Source organism: Pseudomonas entomophila L48 (assembly GCF_000026105.1).
Classification (GTDB): Bacteria; Pseudomonadota; Gammaproteobacteria; order Pseudomonadales; family Pseudomonadaceae; genus Aquipseudomonas; species Aquipseudomonas entomophila.
On the sequence record NC_008027.1, the window covers coordinates 2,546,314 to 2,566,589 of the forward strand.

At 66.1% G+C, this 20,276-nt stretch carries 19 protein-coding genes; 9 read left to right on the forward strand and 10 right to left on the reverse strand.

Translation table 11 applies throughout. The annotated features are described in order from the left end of the window. Positions 1–156 precede the first annotated feature (156 nt). From PSEEN_RS27175 to PSEEN_RS11400, 5 genes are all read left to right on the forward strand, one after another. Positions 157–1,518, forward strand: a complete 1,362-nt coding sequence (locus tag PSEEN_RS27175) for a glycosyltransferase family 4 protein (RefSeq protein ID WP_338053096.1) — start codon at positions 157–159, stop codon at positions 1,516–1,518. A 44-nt stretch (positions 1,519–1,562) separates the two neighbouring features. Further along, positions 1,563–2,765, forward strand: a complete 1,203-nt coding sequence (locus tag PSEEN_RS11385) for a glycosyltransferase family 4 protein (RefSeq protein WP_011533654.1) — start codon at positions 1,563–1,565, stop codon at positions 2,763–2,765. After that, positions 2,762–3,949, forward strand: coding sequence for a glycosyltransferase family 2 protein (locus PSEEN_RS11390; protein WP_011533655.1), 1,188 nt, complete (start codon positions 2,762–2,764; stop codon positions 3,947–3,949). The genes PSEEN_RS11385 and PSEEN_RS11390 overlap by 4 nt, the downstream gene beginning before the upstream one ends. Beyond that, on the forward strand, positions 3,949–4,698 hold the full coding sequence (locus PSEEN_RS11395) for a WecB/TagA/CpsF family glycosyltransferase (protein ID WP_011533656.1): 750 nt from the start codon (positions 3,949–3,951) through the stop codon (positions 4,696–4,698). The genes PSEEN_RS11390 and PSEEN_RS11395 overlap by 1 nt, the downstream gene beginning before the upstream one ends. Before the next feature lie 395 nt (positions 4,699–5,093). Continuing rightward, positions 5,094–6,518, forward strand: a complete 1,425-nt coding sequence (locus PSEEN_RS11400; RefSeq protein WP_011533657.1) for an undecaprenyl-phosphate glucose phosphotransferase — start codon at positions 5,094–5,096, stop codon at positions 6,516–6,518. A gap of 243 nt (positions 6,519–6,761) precedes the next feature. Here PSEEN_RS11400 and PSEEN_RS11405 read toward each other — a convergent pair whose 3' ends face one another. After that, on the reverse strand, positions 6,762–7,715 hold the full coding sequence (locus tag PSEEN_RS11405; protein WP_011533658.1) for a LysR substrate-binding domain-containing protein: 954 nt from the start codon (positions 7,713–7,715) through the stop codon (positions 6,762–6,764). Positions 7,716–7,861: 146 nt separating this feature from the next. On the opposite strand from PSEEN_RS11405, the gene PSEEN_RS11410 reads away from it, so the two are divergent. Continuing rightward, positions 7,862–9,238: an L-serine ammonia-lyase gene (locus PSEEN_RS11410; RefSeq protein ID WP_011533659.1), complete on the forward strand. Its 1,377-nt coding sequence runs from the start codon at positions 7,862–7,864 to the stop codon at positions 9,236–9,238. A gap of 190 nt (positions 9,239–9,428) precedes the next feature. Here the strand turns inward: PSEEN_RS11410 and PSEEN_RS11415 are convergent, their stop codons facing one another. From PSEEN_RS11415 to gspG, 6 genes are all read right to left on the reverse strand, one after another. Beyond that, positions 9,429–10,280 carry a LysR family transcriptional regulator gene (locus PSEEN_RS11415; protein WP_011533660.1) on the reverse strand — a complete coding sequence of 284 codons (852 nt, stop codon included), beginning with the start codon at positions 10,278–10,280 and terminating at the stop codon, positions 9,429–9,431. Positions 10,281–10,358: 78 nt separating this feature from the next. Further along, complete coding sequence (locus PSEEN_RS11420; RefSeq protein WP_011533661.1) at positions 10,359–11,207, reverse strand: ABC transporter permease; 849 nt, start codon at positions 11,205–11,207, stop codon at positions 10,359–10,361. Further along, on the reverse strand, positions 11,204–12,220 hold the full coding sequence (locus tag PSEEN_RS11425) for an ABC transporter substrate-binding protein (RefSeq protein WP_011533662.1): 1,017 nt from the start codon (positions 12,218–12,220) through the stop codon (positions 11,204–11,206). The genes PSEEN_RS11420 and PSEEN_RS11425 overlap by 4 nt, the downstream gene beginning before the upstream one ends. Before the next feature lie 297 nt (positions 12,221–12,517). Further along, the gene (locus tag PSEEN_RS11430) at positions 12,518–13,669 is read right to left on the reverse strand and encodes a GGDEF domain-containing protein (RefSeq protein WP_044488021.1); all 1,152 of its coding nucleotides are present in this window, start codon (positions 13,667–13,669) and stop codon (positions 12,518–12,520) included. Between the two features lie 64 nt (positions 13,670–13,733). Then, positions 13,734–14,924, reverse strand: coding sequence for a type II secretion system F family protein (locus PSEEN_RS11435; protein ID WP_011533664.1), 1,191 nt, complete (start codon positions 14,922–14,924; stop codon positions 13,734–13,736). A gap of 11 nt (positions 14,925–14,935) precedes the next feature. Continuing rightward, entirely contained in the window at positions 14,936–15,361 is a 426-nt protein-coding gene (gene gspG, locus PSEEN_RS11440) for a type II secretion system major pseudopilin GspG (protein ID WP_011533665.1), read from the reverse strand. 174 nt (positions 15,362–15,535) lie between these two features. On the opposite strand from gspG, the gene PSEEN_RS11445 reads away from it, so the two are divergent. Next, positions 15,536–16,126: a lytic transglycosylase domain-containing protein gene (locus PSEEN_RS11445; protein ID WP_011533666.1), complete on the forward strand. Its 591-nt coding sequence runs from the start codon at positions 15,536–15,538 to the stop codon at positions 16,124–16,126. A 90-nt stretch (positions 16,127–16,216) separates the two neighbouring features. On the opposite strand, the gene PSEEN_RS11450 is transcribed toward PSEEN_RS11445, so the two are convergent. Together PSEEN_RS11450 and PSEEN_RS11455 are read right to left on the reverse strand one after the other, a co-directional pair. After that, positions 16,217–17,038 carry an aldo/keto reductase gene (locus PSEEN_RS11450; protein WP_044488023.1) on the reverse strand — a complete coding sequence of 274 codons (822 nt, stop codon included), beginning with the start codon at positions 17,036–17,038 and terminating at the stop codon, positions 16,217–16,219. Beyond that, positions 17,026–17,931, reverse strand: coding sequence for a LysR family transcriptional regulator (locus tag PSEEN_RS11455; protein WP_011533668.1), 906 nt, complete (start codon positions 17,929–17,931; stop codon positions 17,026–17,028). The genes PSEEN_RS11450 and PSEEN_RS11455 overlap by 13 nt, the downstream gene beginning before the upstream one ends. A gap of 120 nt (positions 17,932–18,051) precedes the next feature. Between PSEEN_RS11455 and PSEEN_RS11460 the strand changes: the two genes are divergently transcribed. Together PSEEN_RS11460 and PSEEN_RS11465 are read left to right on the forward strand one after the other, a co-directional pair. Further along, entirely contained in the window at positions 18,052–18,750 is a 699-nt protein-coding gene (locus tag PSEEN_RS11460) for a CoA transferase subunit A (protein ID WP_011533669.1), read from the forward strand. A gap of 35 nt (positions 18,751–18,785) precedes the next feature. Continuing rightward, positions 18,786–19,442: a CoA transferase subunit B gene (locus PSEEN_RS11465; protein ID WP_011533670.1), complete on the forward strand. Its 657-nt coding sequence runs from the start codon at positions 18,786–18,788 to the stop codon at positions 19,440–19,442. 99 nt (positions 19,443–19,541) lie between these two features. Here PSEEN_RS11465 and PSEEN_RS11470 read toward each other — a convergent pair whose 3' ends face one another. Further along, positions 19,542–20,261 carry a nucleotidyltransferase family protein gene (locus PSEEN_RS11470; protein WP_011533671.1) on the reverse strand — a complete coding sequence of 240 codons (720 nt, stop codon included), beginning with the start codon at positions 20,259–20,261 and terminating at the stop codon, positions 19,542–19,544. Positions 20,262–20,276 lie beyond the last annotated feature (15 nt).

Below are 20,276 nucleotides of genomic sequence, written 5' to 3' on the forward strand. Positions count from 1 at the left end.
CTGACCTTCGAGCCCCAGGCCTATCGACGGGCGCACGACATGGCCGGTCTGAGCGCGGAGGCCGCCGATCGGCTGATGGCGGCCGTGGCGCTGCACCGGCAGGCGCTGTTGTCCTGCGACCAGGCGCTCGCCTCGACAGCGGAGCTGGCGTTGGCCATGAAAGAGGCGGGTGCTCGCCAGGTCACGCTGGTCGAGGCGGGTACCGGCGACCGGGAAACGGAGCAGCTCAGGCGCCTGTTCCCGATACCCGCGGCCGCGCCTGGCAGGCGCGTGCTGTCAGCCAATATCTTCTTCGCCCCCCGCAGCTTCGGCGGTGCCACCGTCGTCGCCGAGCAGATGGTGCGGCTGATGGGCGAGATGTCCGCCTGGCAGTCGTTCATCTTCACCTCGCTGCCGGTGTCCGAGGTCGCGCCCTACGGGCTGCTCAGGTACGAGGCACATGGGGCACCGGTCATCGGTGTGGGGCTGCCCGAGACGCGCTCGGCCCATGAGGATTTCGAGAACCCCGCGACTGTCGCGGTGTTCGACCAGGTGCTCGCCTGCGTGGCGCCAGATATCGTCCACCTGCACTCCATCCAGGGGCTGGGGGCGCTGCTGGCCAACAGTTGCCGCAAGGCCGGCGTGCCGTTCGTGGTGACCCTGCATGACGCCTGGTGGATCTGCGGTCGCCAGTTCATGATCGACAAGCACGGGCAGTACTGCGGGCAGACCACCATCCAGGGCGACGTGTGTGCCCGTTGTGTCGACGACCCGCCCTTGAACGCCTACCGCCAGCGCTTGCTCGCCGACACGCTGAAAACGGCCGACCTGCTGCTGGCGCCGAGCACATTCGCCCGGAACCTGTATATCGCCAATGGCTTCGACGCCGGCAAGATCCGCATCAACCGCAACGGCATCCTCGCGCCTGCGGCCGACTACCTGAAACATCCTGGGCAAATGCTGCGCTTCGGCTTTGTCGGCGGCAATTCGTCCATCAAGGGGATCAACCTGATCACCCGCGCATTTGCTTCGCTGGAGCGTTGCGACTATGAATTGAAGGTGGTCGACAACCTGCTGCACCTGGGCTTTCGCTCGTTCAACCGGCATAGCGTGAAGATTCCGGGGACGGTCAGCATCATCCCCGGCTACACCCAGGCGGATATCGATGCGTTCTTTTCCGGCATCGATGTGCTGCTGTTCCCGACCCAGTGGAAGGAAACCTTCGGCCTGGCGGTACGCGAGGCGCTGGTGCGGGATGTCTGGGTGGTCAGCACCGACGCCGGGGGCACGGTGGAGGATATCGTCGACGGCGTGAACGGCACCATCATTCCCTTGAGTTCGGATGAGCGCTACCTGCGCGAGGTGCTCGACGACATCCTCGACCACCCGCAGCGCTATGTGCAGCATCGCAACCGATTCAAGGACGGCATCACCCTGTGCAGCGACCAGGCCCTGGAGCTTCAAGGGATCTACCAGGATGTCGTCCATGTGAGTGAACCGGCCGGCCAGCCATCGTCGGCCATCGACAGCCTGAAGTAGAAAAGGCCTGTCATTCCAGGACGCAGGGATCGTTTCGGGGGCTTATGCGCATCGCTTACTTCATCAACCAGTACCCCAAGGTCAGCCACAGTTTCATTCGCCGGGAGATTCTGGCGCTGGAGCGCCAGGGCTTCGAGATCCAGCGCATCGCCTTGCGCGGCTGGGACGCCGAGCTGCAGGACGGCGAGGACCTGGCGGAGCGGGACAGGACCCGCTACATCCTGCAAGACGGCCTGCGCGGGTTGCTGGCGCCTACGTGGCAACTGCTGAGGGCGCAACCCCGACGCTTTCTTGCCGCGCTGCGCCTGGCCCTGCGCACGGGGCGCCGGGCCGACCGGCCCTGGCCCTACCATCTGGTGTACCTGGCCGAGGCGTGCCGCCTGGTGCAATGGTTGCAGGCCGCTGGCGCCGAGCATGTGCACGCGCATTTCGGCACCAACTCGGCCGAAGTGGTGATGCTGGCCAACGCCCTCGGTGGCCCGGGCTACAGCTTTACCGTGCATGGCCCGGAAGAATTCGACAAACCACAGTTCCTGCACATGGGCGAGAAGGTCAGGCGCGCGGCCTTCGTCGCGGCGGTCAGCTCATACGGGCGCAGCCAGCTGTATCGCTGGGTGGCCCATGAGCATTGGGGCAAGGTGAAGGTGGTGCATTGCGGCCTGGAGCGCAGTTTTCACGAGGTCGACGCCGTCGCCGTGCCTGCGGCCCCGCGCCTGGTGTGCGTGGGGCGGCTGTGCGAGCAGAAGGGCCAGCTACTGTTGCTCGAGGCCGCCCGGATCCTGGCGGGCCAGGCGGTAGCATTCGAGCTGGTGCTGGCGGGCGACGGTGAGATGCGCGCCGAGATCGAAGCCCTGGTGCTTCGCCACGGGCTGCAGGGCAAGGTGCGTATCACCGGCTGGATCAGCAGCGCCCAGGTTCGCGAGGAAATCCTCGCGGCCCGTGCCCTGGTGCTGCCGAGTTTCGCCGAAGGCCTGCCGGTGGTGATCATGGAGGCCATGGCCTTGCGCCGCCCGGTGCTGACCACCTACGTGGCGGGCATTCCCGAGCTGGTACGCCAGGGCGACAACGGCTGGTTGTTTCCCGCTGGCGCCGTGCAGGAGCTGGCCGCGGCCATGGCCGACTGCCTGGCGCAACCCGAGGCGGTGTTGCAGCGCATGGGCGAGGCGGCCTACCAGCGCGTGCTGCAACGCCACGATATCGACACCGAGGCGGCCAGGTTGGCCGGCCACTTCAGGGCACCGGCATGATGATGTTATTGGCGTGGTTGCTGGTGGTGGTCACGATCGTACTGCTCGTGCCAGTGCTGGTGCTGGTTGCCCAGGTGCTGCTGGCCTGCTTGCCGGCACGCACGCTGCCGACGACGGCCGGGGCACGCGGGCGGGTGGCCGTGCTGGTACCGGCCCATGACGAGTCGACGATTATCCGCTCGACCCTGGCGAGCATCCTGGTGCAATTGCAGGCGGGCGATCGGCTGTTGGTGGTGGCCGACAACTGCACCGACGACACCGCGCAGCTGGCGCGTGCCGCCGGTGCGCAGGTGGTGGAACGGGCGGATGCCCAGCGGCGCGGCAAGGGCTACGCGCTGGATTTCGGCGTCCGTCACCTGGTGGAGGATCCGCCTGAAGTGGTGATCGTCATCGACGCGGATTGCCAGGTAGGCGAGGGCGCCATCGACCAGTTGGCCCGCTGCTGCCAGGCCAGCGCACGACCGGTACAGGCCCTCTACCTGATGCGCGCGCCGGCTGGCGCGGGGCTCAAGGTGCAGATCGCCGCGTTCGCCTGGCGGGTGAAAAATCTGGTGCGCCCGCGTGGCTGGGCACGGCTGGGGCTGCCGTGCCAGCTGATGGGTTCGGGCATGGCCTTCGTCTGGCGGGATCTGTCCGCCATCGATCTTGCCAGCGGGCACCTCGTCGAGGACCTGAAACTGGGCCTGGACCTGTGTCGCGCTGGCAAGCCGCCGCTGTTCTGTCAGGCGGCCCAGGTCGACAGCCAGTTCCCTGGCAGCGATGAAGGCCTGGCCAACCAGCGCAAACGCTGGGAGCACGGTCACCTGGGTGTGTTGTTTGGCGAGGCCCCCGGATTGCTGGTCGGCGCGGTGGGGCAGCGCAATGTTGGTTTGATGGCATTGGCCCTGGACCTGCTGGTGCCACCGCTGGCGCTGCTGGTGCTGGCACTGAGTGTCTGTTTCTGCCTCACCTGGCTGTTCTTCGCGTTGTCTGGCCTACTGCTGCCAGCGCTGATCTGCAGCGGCGCCCTGGCACTGCTGGGCGTGGCGGTGCTGCTGGCCTGGGGGCGGTTCGCCCGGGAACTGATCCCGTTTTCGACGCTGATGTACGCGCCGTTCTACGCGCTGAGGAAAATTCCGCTGTACCTGGGGTTCCTGGTCAGGCGCCAGGTTGATTGGGTGCGTTCGAAACGGGATGACAGCTGATGGACAGGCATGCATGGCGCATCCGCTGGAAGAGTCTGGTAGAAACACTGCACGTAGTTGGCGACCCGTCGGCCGAACAGCGGCTGATCGAGCGGTTGTCCCGGCCCGACAAGACCACCGTGCTGGCGTTCGTCAACGCCCATGCCATGAACCTGGCGACTCACAACGTTGAGTTCGGCAAGGCGTTGACGATGGCTGATGTGTTGCTGCGCGACGGTTCCGGCATGGCGATCCTGCTTCGCCAACTGGGCCTGGAGCCCGGCCTGAACATGAATGGCACCGACTTCATCCCCAAGCTCCTGGCCGCGTACAAGGGGCGACGGGTGGCCTTCTGGGGCACGCGCGAACCGTATCTCGGGCAGGCGGTGAGCCGCAGCGTGGAATGCTTTGGCATTCAGCCGGTCTCGGTCCGTGACGGTTTTGCCGAACTCGACAACTATCTGCGGCTTGCCCGTGAAACCCAGCCTGAGCTGATCGTGCTGGGGATGGGCATGCCCAAGCAGGAGGCGCTGGCCGCCGCGTTGGCCGTCAATGGCGAGCCGTGCGTGGTGGTGTGCGGTGGGGCGATCCTGGATTTTCTCGGTGGCAAGGTAGAGCGGGCACCGCAATGGCTGCGAAGGCTGGGCGGCGAGTGGGTGTTCCGCCTGGCCCGGGAGCCCAGGCGCCTGTTCATGCGTTATGTGGTGGGCAACCCGTTGTTTTTGCTGCGTGCGGTGTTGTTGCGCAAAGCGGTGGCAAAAGGGGCTTGAAGGACCTCTGTAGGAGCGGCTTTAGCCGCGATCACCCGCGAAGCGGGTACCAGGCACCGCGTTGGCTGCATCGCGGCTGAAGCCGCTCCTACAGGGTGGTGGATGATGGCCGGATGTACTGCACCACACTGATGGCCTGGCGCTGCTACAGTGATATCAGACCTACACCCGTGAACCGTCAACATGGAATCGCGCACGCCGTCGTATCAGTCCTGTGGGGGATGAGTACCTGAAGGCGCGCCGAAGGGGTTATGAAGATCATGGGAACATCCCGCCGCCGCAGGCTTGCGGCATGTGTCATCGCACACCCTCGCTTCGCATTGCACAGGTCGCTGGCTGATCGCCCAGCGTGAAAGACAGGCATTTGCTCACTCACTTTTCGATGAGGCCTGACCATGGTGTTCGAACCCCGCAGCAGTCGCTCCTTGCTCCAGCGCAGAAGCAGCGTCAGCAACGCCATCCAGGCCGGCCTGGACGGTATCGCCGTGACCGGCGTGGCCTGGTATTTGATCTACGATCAATTCGGTTTCATCACTTCCGACTACGTGATCATGCTGCTGTTGCTGATCGGTGCGCTGGCGGTGATCTACGATCACTACGGCATCTACCGCAGCAACGTCGGGCTGACGCGCAAGGCCTTCCGCTTGTTCAAGGCGTGGTCGGCGACGTTCTGTTTCCTGGCGGTGATGGCGTTCCTCACCAAGCAGAGCGAGCAGTACTCGCGGATGCTGGTAGCGCAGTTGTTCGTCATCGGCTACGCCGTGCAGCTGTTCCTGCACATCGCCGTGCGCGAGGTGCAGAAACGCTACATGGCGCATGCCTCCAGGCCGGAGAACGTGCTGATCATCGGCGCCGGCGACCTGGCCGAGTTCCTGTACCTCAAGATCAGCAACAACCCCTGGCTGGGTGAGCGGGTCGTCGGTTGCGTGCTGGTCGACGATGGCAGCGCCGCCGACAGCGAGGCCCCGCAGATCAAGTCGCGCCTGCCGGTGCTGGGGCATATCAGCGAACTCGATGGCATCGTTGCGCAAAACGCGATCAGGACGGTGTACCTGGTCACGCCGCTGGGCGGCTCCGACGTGATCAACGACGTGTACATGAAGCTGCTCGACAAGTGCATTGCCGTGAACTGGGTGCCGGACATCTTCTCCCTGCGCCTGATCAACCACAGCGTGCGCGAGATCGCCGGCATTCCCGTGCTGACCCTGTCGGAAACCCCGCTGACCGGGATGAGCCTGTTCCTGAAGAACCTCGAAGACCGGGTGCTGGCGGCAATGATCGTGCTCTGTGCCTCGCCGGTGCTGCTGACGCTGGCCGCGATCATCAAGTTCGACAGCCCGGGGCCGGTTTTCTTCAGGCAGGAACGCACCGGCTGGACCGGGGAGTCGTTCCGCATCTGGAAGTTCAGGAGCATGCACGTGCACCAGCCGCAGGACGGCGTGGTCAAGCAGGCGCAGAAGAACGACCCACGGCTGACCCGGATCGGGGCGTTCATCCGCCGCACCAGCCTGGACGAGCTGCCCCAGTTGTTCAACGTGTTGACTGGCGAGATGTCCCTGGTGGGGCCGCGCCCCCATGCATTGCAGCACGACACGCTGTATTCCCAGGACATCGTCGACTACTTCGCCCGCCACAACATCAAGCCCGGCATGACCGGCCTGGCCCAGGTGCGCGGTTATCGAGGGGAAACCAAGGATATCGCGCAGATGATCCAGCGCGTGGATTCGGACATCGAGTACATCAACAACTGGTCACTGTGGCTCGATTTCGTGATCCTGGTGCGCACGCTCAATGCGTTTACTGGCAAGCAGGCTTATTGAAGGGGCTTTTGATCGCGTGGTGGCAAGCAGGTGCAGGGCGGTAGTCATCTGAGGATCGAGCGGGCGCATCGCGGATGAATCCGCTCCTACGTTTGTTGCAACGTGCCGCACCTGTGAGGCCATGGTTGCCGTTCGTAGAACCATGGCTGTAGGAGCGGATTCATCCGCGATGCGCCGTGTCGGCGGCGCTCGATTTCATAGACGCTGAAACGCTCCAGGCGAACACCTTGAAAGAGCGCCTTCTCATACCGGCGGCATAACTTCGGAGAGTGGGTGCAAGGCCCGAAACCCCTGCGCTTCCTCCACCAACCAGTCATGCACCGCTCGCGCCCCCGGCTGGCTCAGCCCGCCGGGCTGGTACAGCAGCACATAGCGCTTGTGGTTGGCGATCGGCACCCCGAACGGCACGATCAGCGCGCCACGCTCCAGCTCGTCGTTAAGAAGCGTGCGCCGTGCGATGGCCACGCCGACCCCGGCGATGGCTGCCTCGATGGTCAGGTGGTTGCGGTTGAAGGTATGCCCCCGGCGCACGTCCAGCCCCTGCGCGCCGATACCCTCCAGGTAGAACTCCCACTCGGCATATTCCGAACTGCCGCGCCAGGCGGTGATGTCGTGCAGCAGCGGGTAGTGCACCAGGTCCGCCGGCCCGTGCAGGGGCGGGCGGCCACGCAGCAGGGCGGGTGAGCATACCGGGAAGATCTGTTCGTCGAGCAAGGGGGTGGAGAGCATGCCCGGGTAGCTGCCGTCGTTGAGGTCGATGGCCAGGTCGAAGTCATCCGGGTGCAGGGCCTGGTTGCTGTCCTCGGCCACCAGGCGCAGCGCGATGTCCGGGTAACGTTGTTGGAAGCGCGGCAGGCGCGGGGTCAGCCACTTGGCCAGGAACGAGGGGATCGAGCGCAGGCGCAGGGTGCCGCGGATCTCGCCGGCATCCAGGCGCAGCAACTCCGCCTCGATGCCGCCGTAGGCCTCGGCCACGGTCTGCGCCAGGCGCTGGCCTTCGGCGGTCAGCTCGACACCCCGGGCACGGCGCAGGAACAGGCGAAAGCCCAGGCGCTCCTCGAGCAAGCGCATCTGCTGGCTGACCGCGCCGGGGGTGATGTGCAGCTCTTCGGCGCAGCGGGTAAACGACAGGTGCCGCGCGGCGCAGGAGAACACATGCAGCCAGACGAATACCTGGCCATTGAGGGATCCTTTCATCGTTTAGTACTGCTAAAGGCTTGTGTAGGAAGTTTCGTTGGTCATGGCGACCTTGGCGAGGCAGTATCGCGCAAATTCGCAATACCGCTCAATTTCTTCAGACAGCCGTGACGCATCGTCCATTGTGATCACGGCCAGGCATTAGCATGGCTATCAGTGTTTTCGACCTTTTCAAGATTGGCATCGGCCCCTCCAGTTCCCACACCGTCGGCCCCATGCGTGCGGCGGCGACCTTCGCCCAGGCCCTGCGCGAGCGTGGCTGGCTGAGCCGGGTGACGCGGGTCGAGGTGCGCCTGTACGGCTCGCTCTCGGCCACCGGTGTCGGTCACGCGACCGACCGGGCCTGCCTGCTGGGGCTGATGGGCCAGTGGCCGGACCGCATCGACCCGCACAGCATCGAGTCGTGTATCGACCAGGTCATGAAGGAACAGAACCTGATGCTCGACGGCAACCACCCGGTCGAGTTCCAGTATGCCCGTGACATGCGCCTGCTCGACGAAGACCTGGCCTATCACCCCAACGCGATGACCCTCGAGTGCTTCGACGGTCAGGCCAGCTTGTTCAGCCAGACCTATTTCTCCGTGGGCGGTGGCTTCATCGTCGAGCAAGGCGAGATCGACGCCCCCGAGGCGAACGTCGGCCAGGTGGAATTGCCTTATGAGTTCTCCAGCGGCGCCGAGTTGCTGGCCCTGTGCAAGGCCCACAACCTGAGCGTCAGCCAACTGATGATGGCCAATGAATGTGCCTGGCGCCCAGAGCATGAAGTGCGCGGGGGGCTGCTGAAGATCTGGGGCGCGATGCGCGAGTGTGTCGACAATGGCCTGCGCAACGAAGGCATCCTGCCTGGCGGCCTCAACGTCAAGCGCCGCGCCGCGCGCCTGTACCGCAGCCTGCAGGAGCTGGGCAAGCCCAACGTGATCGGTTCGACGCTGAGCGCCATGGAGTGGGTCAACCTGTTCGCCCTGGCGGTCAACGAAGAGAATGCCGCCGGTGGGCGCATGGTCACCGCGCCCACCAATGGCGCGGCGGGGATCATCCCCGCCGTGCTGCACTACTACATGAAGTTCAACCCCGATGCCTGCGACGACGACGTGGTGGCGTTCCTCCTGGCGGCGGCTTCGGTGGGCATCCTGTGCAAGAAGAACGCGTCGATTTCCGGCGCCGAGGTCGGTTGCCAGGGCGAGGTCGGTTCGGCTTGCTCGATGGCGGCGGCGGGCCTGGCTGAAGTGCTGGGAGCCACTGCGCCACAATTGGAGAACGCCGCCGAGATCGCCCTGGAGCATAACCTGGGGCTGACCTGCGACCCGGTGGGTGGGCTGGTCCAGATCCCTTGCATCGAGCGCAATGCCATCGCAGCGGTGAAGGCGATCAATGCGGTGCAGATGGCCTTGCGCGGCGATGGCGAGCACTTCATCTCCCTCGACCGGGTGATCCGCACCATGCGCGACACGGGCGCCGACATGCATGCCAACTACAAGGAAACCTCGCGTGGTGGCCTGGCGGTCGCCTTCGTCGAGTGCTGACCCCGCGCCGCAACCCCGTAGGAGCCAGCCTTGCTGGCGAACACCGGCGGGGCCGGTGCCATACAACGTGTTGTCTGATTCGCCGGCAAGCCGGCTCCTACAAGGGATTGGGCGGTCCCGCCACGCACCCGTAGGAGCCAGCCTTGCTGGCGAACACCGGCAACGCCGGTGCCAGGTACAGCGAAAGCCTTCAATCCTCCAGCGCCGTCCTCAGCACCGCACTCAGGTGCCGGCGCTGGCTCTTCTCATGCTCCAGCAACACCATCCTGCGGGTCAGCTGCGGCTCGCCGAAGGGCAGCACGGTGGCGGCCGGCAGGCGCTCCAGATCTTCGTCGGCCATCGGAATGATCGCCACCCCCAGGCCCATGGCCGCCATGCGTGCCAAGGCCTCCTGGCTGTCCAGCTCCATCTGTTCGCTGACTTGCAAATGCTGGCGGCGCAGCTCCTGTTCGATCTGCCGGCCGGCCCAGGCGCGCTTGTCGAAGCGCAGGAAGGGTTGCCCGGCCAGCAATTGCGTCACACTCTGCCCAGCCAACTCCGGGCTGGCGATGGCCCAGAAACGGTCCTCGAACAGCGGGGTGTAACGCAGGCACTGCGGATAGGGGCTGACCGGTTCGGTGGTGATCGCGGCATCCAGCTCGCCGTCCTCGACGCGCCGGGCCAGTTCCGCCGACATGCCCGACACCACGCTGATGTGCAGGTGCGGGTGATGGGCCTTGATCCACACCAGCGCCTTGGGCAGACGCCGGGCCAGCACGGTGTGGATCGCACCGATGCGCAGGCCCGGGCCGCTGGCCAGGGTGTCGGCGAGTTCCTCATAGGCGGCGAGGATGGTTTCGGCGCGGGCCACGGCCAGTTGCCCGGCCTCGGTCAGCACGACTTGGCGGCGGCTGCGGTCGAACAGGGCGACCTGCAGTTCGTCCTCGAGGGTCTTGATGTGCAGGCTCACCGCCGACGGTGTCAGGCTCAGCAGGTCGGCGGCGCGGGCGAAGGTGCCATGGCGGGCGATGGTCACCAGGGTACGCAGGGCTTTGAGGGACACGCGGGGGAGGCTCCGGGCTGCGCTGGTCGTGGGCGATTGTCCGGTTCGCCCACGGTGCTGGCAAGCCCGGCCGTGGCGTCAGCGACGCTTGCGGCCATAGGCCTGGCTGATCCGGTCGATCACCATGGCCAGCGCGACGATGGCCAGCCCGGCCTCCATGCCCTGGCCGACATTGAGCGTCTGGATACCGGCCAGCACATCCTCGCCCAACCCCCGGGCGCCGATCATCGACGCCACCACCACCATCGACAGGGCCATCATCACTGACTGGTTGAGCCCGGCCATGATGCTCGGCAGGGCCAAGGGCAGGGCGATGCGCGACAGCCGCTGCCAGCGACCGGCGCCCAGGCCATGGGCGGCCTTCAGCAAAGAAGGGTCGATCTGCGCCAGACCCAGCTCGGTCAGGCGCACCAATGGCGGCAGGGCGTAGATCAGGGTGGCGAACACCGCTGGCACCTTGCCCAGGCCGAACAGCATCAGCACCGGGATCAGGTAGACGAAGGCCGGGAGGGTCTGCATCACGTCCAGTACCGGCAGCAACAGGCGCCGGGCCAGCGGCCGGGTAGCCAGCAGGATGCCCAGGGGCACGCCGACCAGCACGCACAGGCTGGTGCTGACCAGCACCAGGGCGAGGGTCTGCAACAGCTTGTCCCACAGCCCCAGCACGCCGATCAGGGCCAGCAGCAGCGTCAGCGCCACGGCCCGCGCCAGGCTGCGGCTGGCGTGCCAGGCCAGCCCCCCCACCAGCAGCAGCAACAGCCACCAGGGCAGCAGGCGCAGCAGGTTCTCCAGCGCCACCAGCAGTTGCAGCAGTTGCTCGGAGACACCACGCAAGTAATCGCCGTAGTGCAGCACCAGCCAGTCGACCAGGCGGTTGACCCAGGGCGCGAAGGAGAATTGCAGGGCTTCGGGAAAGCCACCGCTCACAGGGCGGCCTCGACCTTGGCGGCACTGTCGGCCGGCAGCCAGGCTTTCCACACTTCAGGGTGGTCGCGCAGGAAGGTGAGCGCCGCCTCGCGTGGCTTCTGGCGTAACTCGCTCATCCTTGCCAGTGCCTTGTTCAGCAGGTCGATGGGCAGATCGACCTTCTCGAACAGGGCGACCAGTTCAGGATGGGTGTCGTGGAACGCCTTCGACACGCCAATCGAGAGCTTGGCCGGCAACGAGCGGCTGCCCTTCGGGTTGGGGTTGGCGGCATCGGTGAGGGTGGCCCAGGCGCTGGCGTCGAATGGCGGCTCTTCCAGGCGCACCAGATCATATCGGCCTATCAGTGGGGTCGGGCTCCAGTAGTAGAACAGCACCGGCTTGCCCAGGCGGATCTGCGCCGCGATCTCGGCATCGAGGGCGGCGCCGGAGCCGCTGCGGAAATTGTTGTACAGGCCGTCAAGACCATAGGCCTTGAGTTTCTGGCTGTTGACGGTCTCGGAGGTCCAGCCGCTGGGGCTGTTGAGGAAGCGGCCCTTGCCGGGGGCCTCGGGGTCCTTGAACACTTCGGGGTAACGCTTGAGATCCGCGACGTGGTGCAGGTCGGGCGCCAGTGCCTTGAGGTTGCGCGCGGCGTCGCCCTTGATCACATAGGCCGGCACCCACCAGCCTTCCTCGGCGTTCTTCACCGTGTCGCCCAGGGCGAACACCTGGCCGGCCTGTTCGGCCTTGACCCAGGCCGGGCTGCGGCCGGCCCATTCCTCGGCGATCACCTGCAGGTCGTTGCGGGCCAGGGCCACTTCCATGCTGACGGTACTGCCGGGGAGTGTATCGGTGGGGTAGCCGTAACCGTGCTCGACGATGAAGCGCAGGATCTCGGTGGTCAGGGCGCCGCTTTCCCAACCGATGGCACCGAAGTGGATGGGCGCCGGTTGCTTGGCGGCTGCGGCGGAGTCGGTGGTGGCCAGGCCCAAGGCGAGCAGCAGGCCGGCCAGCAGGGTGGGGATCTTTTTCATCGGGGCCTCGTCGATTGCCGTTCCATGGGTAGGGGCAAAGTGTAGACGACGACATCTGAGCCCCGTCGCGTGGCCTGCTTGGGTCGCGTCCTATGGGAGCAACAGGCTTGCAGGGTCTTGGGGATTTACGCTTACCTCTGTAGGAGCGGCCTTGTGCCGCGAAAGGGCCGCAAAGCGGCCCCGGCGATCTTTGCTTAACACTGAGTCCTGGGGCCGCTACGCAGCCCTTTCGCGGCACAAGGCCGCTCCTACAGGGGAGGCACCGATCCAGAGGCTGGTACGGTCCCGGTGGGAGGGTTATCCAGCGTACTGCAAGGCCCGGCTGCGCCCTTGCTGCTTGGCTTGGTACAGGGCGTGGTCGGCCATCGACAGCAGCCGTGAGAGGTCGCATTGCTGCGCGGGTTGGCTGGCAATGCCGATGCTCACGCCCAGCGCACCGGGCTCCAGCAGTGGCAAGGCGGCGAATGCCGCGCAGATCCGCCGCGCAACGTGTTCGGCCGCCGCTTCGTCGCCACCCGGCAGCAGGCAGGCGAACTCTTCGCCGCCAATCCGCGCGAACAAGTCGCCCTGGCGCAGGTGGCGACGGGCTTCCTCGGCGAACGCCAGCAACACCTGGTCGCCCTTGGGGTGACCGTATTGGTCATTGATGCGCTTGAAATGATCCAGGTCGCACAGCAGCAAGGCCACCGGCACCCGTTGCGCTGCGCAGTCGTGCAGCAGGTGGGTGCCGTGCTCCATGAACGCCCTGCGGTTGCCGATACCCGTCAGTGGGTCGCTGTAGGCGGCGGTGCGCAATTGCACTTCGGCACGTTCACGGACCATGGCCAAGGTGACGTAGGAGATACCGATGGCGAACAGCATCGATTCGAACAGGATGAAGGCGAAGAAGCCTGGGTGCCTGCCCTGGTCGGCGATGGCCTGGTCCAGGGCGGCGCCATCGTCGATCAGCAGGCGCGCGAAATACACCGCGCCATGCAGCCCGGTCAGGATCAGCGCCGGGGTGTACGACACCGGCAGGCGGACCCGTGGGCGGTACAGTTCGCGCATGCACAGGCCGGTGTAGAACAGGGTCAGTAGCGAGTAGGCCTGCACCCGCAGGCCAAGGGTGGCGTAAAAGCCCGGCCACAGGCTGAACAGCCACCAGAGCACGGCGCCGGCGAACACCAGCGGCCAATGTGCGGTGCGCCCGCCGAACACGCGCATGGCGGTCCAGCCCAGGCCTGCGCCGACCAGCAGGACGATGTTGCCCAGCACCAGCGCCAGGTAGTCCAGCCCCAGGCCGCGCAGGGCGTTCAGGCTGACGCCGAGAGTGCAGGTCAGCAGCATCGCCCCCAGGTAGCCCAGGCTCGGGTCGCCGGCGCAGCGGCGCCAGGCGTGCAGGGTCAGGCTGCCCATCAGGGCGAAGATGAACACGGCGACCAGCATCAGGGTCGGCAGGCTAAGCGGCACGGTGCAAGGCTCTTGGGATAAACGGCGCATGCTAAGCCAGGCTTGTGGCCATTTGCCAGTTCACTCAGTGGATACTTGAGGCCAGTTCGAAGATCGGCATGTACATCAGGATCACGATCAGCCCGATCAGCAGGCCGATGAAGGTCATCAGCAGCGGTTCGAACAGTTTGACGAACCACTCCACCCAACGGCCGATCTCCTGGTCGTGGAAGTCCGCGCAACGTTCCAGCATCTCGCCCAGGTTGCCCGATTGCTCACCCGCACGCAGCAGGCGCAAGGCCACTGGCGTCACCAGTTGCCCGGTTTCCAGCGCGTCGGACAGTGGCAGGCCTTCGGTGACACGGCGGCTGGCATGCTCCAGGCCATCGGCTGCGGCGCTGCCGAGCAGCCCGCGGGCCATGCCCAGGGCGGTGAGAATCGGGATGCCACCCTGCAGCAGGATCCCCAGCGACCGATAGAAACGCGCCAACTCATACATCATCAGGCGCCGGTGCAGGGCCGGGATCCGTCGCGACTGGCGGCTGGCCCAGCGGCGCACGCCGGGATGGCGGCGCAGGGCGACCAGCATCGCGATGCCACCGAGGGCGCCGAGGCCCAGGGGCAGTTGCTGGGCATGCAGGAACAAGCCGATCTGCATCAGCACCCGCGACAGCCAGGGCAGCTCGGTGCCCATGCCCTCGAATACCAGGCTGAAGCGCGGCACCACGTAGCCCAGCAGGAACAGCACCACGCCGCCGCCCACCAGCAACAGCAGCAGGGGGTAGACCGAGGCGCCGACCAGTTTCTGCCGTACCAGGTCCAGGCGCTGGCGATAGCCGATGTAGCGGGCCAGGGCATCCCCCAGCGCACCCGTGCGCTCGCTCGATTGCACCAGGGCCACGTAGAGGCTGGGAAAGACCTGCGGTTGCCGGGCCAGGGCCTGGGACAGCGAGCGGCCTTCGTAGAGCTGGCGCACCAGCAGCTCGAGGGTCTTGCGCGGGGTACCGGCGCTGGCCTTTTCGGCCAGGCTTTCCAGGGCGTCGATCAGGGGCAGGCCGGCATTGAGCAGGGTGGCCAGCTCCTGGCTGAACAGCACCAGGTCGAAGGCGGCGGCCTGGCGCCAGGGTAGGGCGGGCAAGCGCAGCCCCTGGCCGCGCACGCTGAGCACGCGCAAGCCCTGGTCCTGGGCCTGGCGTCGGGCCTGCTCGCTGTCTTCAGCTTCCACGTGCAGCTGCACCACGCCCTGGCTGCCCAGGGCCTTGAGTCGAAAACGCATGGCTTGGGCCCTCACTGCCAACTGGTGATCTCGGCGTTTTCCCCGTCGCCGCCGGGCTGGCCGTCCTTGCCCATCGACAGCAGGTCGTATTCGCCGCCGTTCTCGCCCGGTTGTCGGTAGAGGTAGGCGCGGCCCCACGGGTCCTGGGGCACGGCTTTCTGCAGGTAGGGGCCGGACCAACGCGCCTCGCCGCTGGGCGCGACCACCAGGGCCTGCAGGCCCTGTTCGCTGCTGGGGTAGTGGCCGACTTCGAGGCGGTAGAGGTCCAGGGCTTTGCCCAGGCCTTCGATCTGCGCCCGCGCCACCTTGGCTTCGGAGCGGCCGAGCTGGCTGAAGTACTTGGGCGCGACGATGCCGGCCAACAGGCCGAGCACCACCAGCACCACCAGCAGTTCGAGCAGGGTGAAACCACGTTGGGTGTGAATGCTGCGCTGCATGGGGGAACCCTCCGTTGCGTGTGCACGGTGCTCATGCAACAGCCGTGCACGTCTGCGCCGGGCCCTTGCGCCGTGCGGGGTGGCAAGCGGCACGCGGCTTGCGTCGTCACTGCGGGCCCCGGGTTTTGCGGGGCATTTCCCCCACATCGGGGGCCACGGTGGGAGGCGATCGACATGCGTGGACTGATTCTGGGATTGACCGGGTTGCTGGCGTTGGGTGCCCAGGCCGATGTGTATGTCTCCAGCGACGGCAAGGGTGGTTACGTGCTGTCCAACGTGCATCGGCCGGGGCGGCACTATGAGCGGGTGATCAGCGAAACGGGCACGGGGCCGGTCGATGCGCAACTGGTGACCGGGCGCCCCTATGCCGACCTGGTGGCCGCCGCCGCGCTGGCCAACGATGTGCCGCAGGCCTTGCTGCATGCGCTGATCAAGGCCGAGTCGGGCTACAACCCCAAGGCGCGCTCGGCCAAGGGCGCGGGCGGGTTGATGCAACTGATGCCGGACACCGCCAGGGAACTGGGGGTGAAGGATGTGCTGGACCCGCAGTCCAACCTGCAGGGTGGGGCACGTTACCTGAAGCGCATGCTGACCCTGTTCGACAACGACATCACCCTGGCGGTGGCGGCCTACAACGCAGGGCCCGAAGCGGTGCTCAGCCGTGGCAAGGTGGTGCCCCCGTTTGCCGAGACCCGCCGTTATGTGCCGACGGTGCTGCGCGATTACCGACTATTGCGAGGGCTGGCAGAAGACGCGCCCTTGTAGGAGCCGGCTTTGCCGGCGAACACCGGCGTAGCCGGTGCCATCCACCGCGTCGTCTGGTTCGCCGGCAAAGCCGGCTCCTACAGGGGGCCATCAGAGCATCGCCAGGCGCTGCTTGCGCGTTGGCGGCGCGAACGCCTGGTCGATTGCCCGCAGGTCCGCGTCGTCCAGCACCAGCGCCGCGGACGCCGCGTTCAACCGCACATGCTCGGGTTTCACCGCCTTGGGAATGGCGATCACCCCATCGTCACGCGTCACCCACGCCAGGCTGACCTGCGCCGGTGTCGCCCCATGGCGCTTGGCGATTTCCCCCAACACCGGGTGGCGCAGCAAGCGCCCGGCCTGGGCCAAGGGGCAGTAGGCCATGGTCGGCATCTGCCGCTCTCGGCCCCATGGCAGCAGGTCGAACTCGATGCCGCGCTCGGCCGGGTTGTACAGCACCTGGTTGGTGGCGCATGCCGGGTTGTCCAGTTCGCGCAGGTCATCGAGGTCGAAGTTGGACACGCCCCAGCGGCGAATCTTGCCCTGCTCGACCAGGCGCTCGAAAGCTTCCACTGTCTCTTCAAGCGGGTACTGTCCGCGCCAGTGCAGCAGGTACAGGTCGATACAGTCGGTGCCAAGGCGCTTGAGGCTGCGCTCACAGGCTTCGGGCACGCCGCGCCGGCTGGCGTTGTGCGGATACACCTTGCTGACCAGGAACACCTGGTCGCGGCGCCCGGCGATGGCCTGGCCAACCACCTGCTCGGCACCGCCCTCGGCATACATCTCGGCGGTGTCGATCAGGCTCAGGCCCAGCTCGATGCCCTGTTGCAGCGCCGCCACTTCGGCGGCCCTGTGGCCCGGGTCCTCGCCCATGTACCAAGTGCCCTGGCCGATGGCCGGCACGCGGGAGCCCGCCAGATTCACGTAACGCATGTCACCTCCTGTGGAAGGGTATGGGTCAGCAGTACATCGAGCAGCGCCTCGGCGGCTTTCGACAGCTTGTGGTCGCTCAGGGCGATCACGCCGATGCGCCGTTCGACGGTGGGCTCCACCAGGGCCACGCAGCGCGCGCCGAGCTCCTGCATCTGGCCGATGCACAGCGCCGGCACGGCACTCACGCCCAGGCCGCTGGCGACCATGCGGCCGACCGTCGACAGCTGGTGGCTTTCGAAGGCCACCGCCAGCTTGCCATGGTTGGCGGCCAGGTGCTGCTCCAGCAACAGGCGCACCGCCGAAGGCCGCTGCAGGGCGATGAAATCCTGGGCCAGCAGCTCCTGCCAGCGCACCTGGGGCTGGCGGGCGAGGGGCGAGTCGGCGGGCACCACGGCCACGAAACGGTCCATGTACAGCGGATGAAAGCGCAGCGCCTCGCTGCGCTCGGGCTCGAAACCAATGCCCAGTTCGACGCGGCGGTGGCGCACCAGCTCCAGCACCTGCTCGTTGATCACGTCGTGCACGGTGACGTTGACCTTGGGGTAGCGCTGACGAAACACCTTGAGCGACTGCGGCAGCAGGTTGCCGGCGAAGGCCGGCATGGCCGCCACCGATACCCGGCCCAGTTGCAGGGTGAAGCGCTGGCGCAGCAGTTCTTCGGTGTCGTCCCAGTCGGCCAGCAGGCGCCGGGCCAGGGGCAGCAGCACCTCGCCCTCGGGGGTCAGGCTGACGCTGCGGGTGGTGCGGGTGAGCAGGGCGCCGCCGAGGTTGTCCTCCAGTGCCTTGATGGTCAGGCTCAGGGCCGGTTGCGAGACGTGCAGGTGTTCGCCGGCCTGGGCGAAGCTCTGGTACTTGGCCACGGTGACGAAAGCACGCAGCTGCTTGACGTTCATGACAGGCTTGCCCTTTGTTTTGCAAAAGTTATCAATCGATGACGAAAACAAAATTAACAAATCAGTCGTCTACAGTGAAGATGACCGCACGGTTCCAACAACGACAAAAGGCGACTGAGCATGGCCGGACTGGACAAGCGTGTAGCAACTTATGAAGAGGCCCTGGCAGGCCTGACCGACGACATGACGGTACTGGCCGGCGGCTTCGGCTTGTGCGGCATCCCCGAGAACCTCATCGCCGAGATCAAGCGCCGTGGCGTCAAGGGCCTGACCGTGGTTTCCAACAACTGCGGCGTCGACGGCTTCGGCCTGGGCGTGCTGCTCGAGGAGCGGCAAATCCGCAAGATGGTCGCCTCGTACGTGGGCGAGAACGCCGAGTTCGAGCGCCAACTGCTCAGCGGCGAGCTGGAAGTGGAGCTGACCCCGCAAGGCACCCTGGCCGAGAAGATGCGCGCCGGCGGTGCCGGCATCCCGGCCTTCTACACCGCCACCGGCTACGGCACCCCGGTCGCCGAAGGCAAGGAAGTGCGCGAGTTCAAGGGCCGCAAGTACATCCTCGAAGAGTCGATCACCGGCGACTTCGCCATCGTCAAGGGCTGGAAGGCCGACCACTACGGCAACGTGGTGTACCGCAACACCGCGCAGAACTTCAACCCGCTGGCCGCCACCGCCGGCAAGATCACCGTGGTCGAGGTCGAGGAAATCGTCGAGCCCGGCGTGCTGCTGCCCAGCGAGATCCACACCCCGGGTATCTACGTCGACCGGATCATCGTCGGCACCTTCGAGAAGCGCATCGAGAAGCGCACCGTCAAGGCCTGAGCGCCGTCCTCAAGAACAACAAAGAGATCCTGACCATGGCATTGACCCGCGAACAAATGGCCCAACGCGTCGCCCGTGAACTGAAGGACGGCTACTACGTCAACCTCGGTATCGGCATCCCCACCCTGGTGGCCAACTACGTCCCCGCCGACATGGACGTGATGCTGCAATCGGAGAACGGCCTGCTGGGCATGGGCGAGTTCCCCACCGAAAGCACGATCGACGCCGACATGATCAACGCCGGCAAGCAGACCGTCACCGCCCGCCGCGGCGCGTCGATCTTCGACTCGGCGCAGTCCTTCGCGATGATCCGCGGCGGCCACGTCGACCTCACCGTGCTGGGGGCCTTCGAGGTGGACGTGGAGGGCAACATCGCCTCGTGGATGATCCCCGGCAAGTTGGTCAAGGGCATGGGCGGCGCCATGGACCTGGTGGCCGGCGCCGACAACATCATCGTCACCATGACCCACGCTTCGAAGGACGGAGAATCCAAGCTGCTGCCACGCTGCAGCCTGCCGCTGACCGGAGCCGGCTGCATTCGCAAGGTGCTGACCGACCTGGCTTACCTGGAGATCGAGAACGGCGCGTTCATCCTGCGCGAGACCGCGCCGGGGGTGAGTGTCGAGGAAATCATCGAGAAGACTGCCGGCAAGCTGATCGTGCCGGATGATGTGAAGGAGATGACGTTCTGATTTAGGTGCACGCCGACAGCTTTGCAGCGTTCTCAATACCGAGCGCCGCCCGCGCGGCGCTCGATCTGATGAACACTGCAAAACCTTCGTCGTACACCCCTAACGCGACGCATTGATCAACGCACCCGCCCGCTGATAATCATGGGGCACCCCGATATCGATAAACCGCCCCGACGCCTCGAACCCCAGCACGTTCAACCCGCTGTCCAGCCACTGCGGCAGCAGCTGTTCCTCCAATGAAGCCGCCTGCCCGGCCCGATGGGCGAGGTACTCCAGGCACGCACGGCGCATCCAGTAGACCCCGCCATTGACCCAGGCCTCAGCATCGGCACGGGTATGGGCAAAGGCCAGGACATGGCCACTGTCGTCAAGGGTAATGCCCGTATACCGCCGGGGTTCCCCATTGCGATAGAGCGCCAGGCAGCAGTCGGCGCGGTGCTGCTCGGCATACTGCTGCAGCGTGGCCAGGTCCAGGGTGAACCAGGTGTCGCCATTGAGCAGCAGGAAATTCTCGTCGGCCTCCGTCAGGTGTTCGAGCGCCATCAGCAACCCGCCACCTGTGCCCAGGGGCTGCGGCTCCCTCGCATAGTGCAGCGTGGCACCCCGGTAGCGTTCACCGAAGTGCTCGACGATCGCTTCGTGGCGGTAGCCAACCGAGAGCACGAAGCGCTCGATGCCCTGGTCGATCCAGTAGTCGAACAGATACTCCAGGAACGGTCGCCCGGCGACGGGCGCCATCGGCTTGGGTACATCGCTGACCACGCTGCGCAAGCGTGTGCCCAGGCCACCGGCCAGAACCACCGCGGTACGTATGGACATGTCTTGGGCTCCTGT

What these genes read in the sequence shown, in the direction of transcription:
- gspG (WP_011533665.1), bottom strand. Translation starts at nt 15,361, where the DNA reads ATGCAGCGCAGCATTCACACCCAACGTGGTTTCACCCTGCTCGAACTG.
- PSEEN_RS11400 (WP_011533657.1), top strand. Translation starts at nt 5,094, where the DNA reads ATGGTGTTCGAACCCCGCAGCAGTCGCTCCTTGCTCCAGCGCAGAAGC.
- PSEEN_RS11385 (WP_011533654.1), top strand. Translation starts at nt 1,563, where the DNA reads ATGCGCATCGCTTACTTCATCAACCAGTACCCCAAGGTCAGCCACAGT.
- PSEEN_RS11435 (WP_011533664.1), bottom strand. Translation starts at nt 14,924, where the DNA reads ATGCGTTTTCGACTCAAGGCCCTGGGCAGCCAGGGCGTGGTGCAGCTG.
- PSEEN_RS11450 (WP_044488023.1), bottom strand. Translation starts at nt 17,038, where the DNA reads ATGCGTTACGTGAATCTGGCGGGCTCCCGCGTGCCGGCCATCGGCCAG.
- PSEEN_RS11470 (WP_011533671.1), bottom strand. Translation starts at nt 20,261, where the DNA reads ATGTCCATACGTACCGCGGTGGTTCTGGCCGGTGGCCTGGGCACACGC.
- PSEEN_RS11405 (WP_011533658.1), bottom strand. Translation starts at nt 7,715, where the DNA reads ATGAAAGGATCCCTCAATGGCCAGGTATTCGTCTGGCTGCATGTGTTC.
- PSEEN_RS11390 (WP_011533655.1), top strand. Translation starts at nt 2,762, where the DNA reads ATGATGATGTTATTGGCGTGGTTGCTGGTGGTGGTCACGATCGTACTG.
- PSEEN_RS11410 (WP_011533659.1), top strand. Translation starts at nt 7,862, where the DNA reads ATGGCTATCAGTGTTTTCGACCTTTTCAAGATTGGCATCGGCCCCTCC.
- PSEEN_RS11425 (WP_011533662.1), bottom strand. Translation starts at nt 12,220, where the DNA reads ATGAAAAAGATCCCCACCCTGCTGGCCGGCCTGCTGCTCGCCTTGGGC.
- PSEEN_RS11445 (WP_011533666.1), top strand. Translation starts at nt 15,536, where the DNA reads ATGCGTGGACTGATTCTGGGATTGACCGGGTTGCTGGCGTTGGGTGCC.
- PSEEN_RS11460 (WP_011533669.1), top strand. Translation starts at nt 18,052, where the DNA reads ATGGCCGGACTGGACAAGCGTGTAGCAACTTATGAAGAGGCCCTGGCA.
- PSEEN_RS11455 (WP_011533668.1), bottom strand. Translation starts at nt 17,931, where the DNA reads ATGAACGTCAAGCAGCTGCGTGCTTTCGTCACCGTGGCCAAGTACCAG.
- PSEEN_RS11395 (WP_011533656.1), top strand. Translation starts at nt 3,949, where the DNA reads ATGGACAGGCATGCATGGCGCATCCGCTGGAAGAGTCTGGTAGAAACA.
- PSEEN_RS11465 (WP_011533670.1), top strand. Translation starts at nt 18,786, where the DNA reads ATGGCATTGACCCGCGAACAAATGGCCCAACGCGTCGCCCGTGAACTG.
- PSEEN_RS27175 (WP_338053096.1), top strand. Translation starts at nt 157, where the DNA reads ATGAAAGAGGCGGGTGCTCGCCAGGTCACGCTGGTCGAGGCGGGTACC.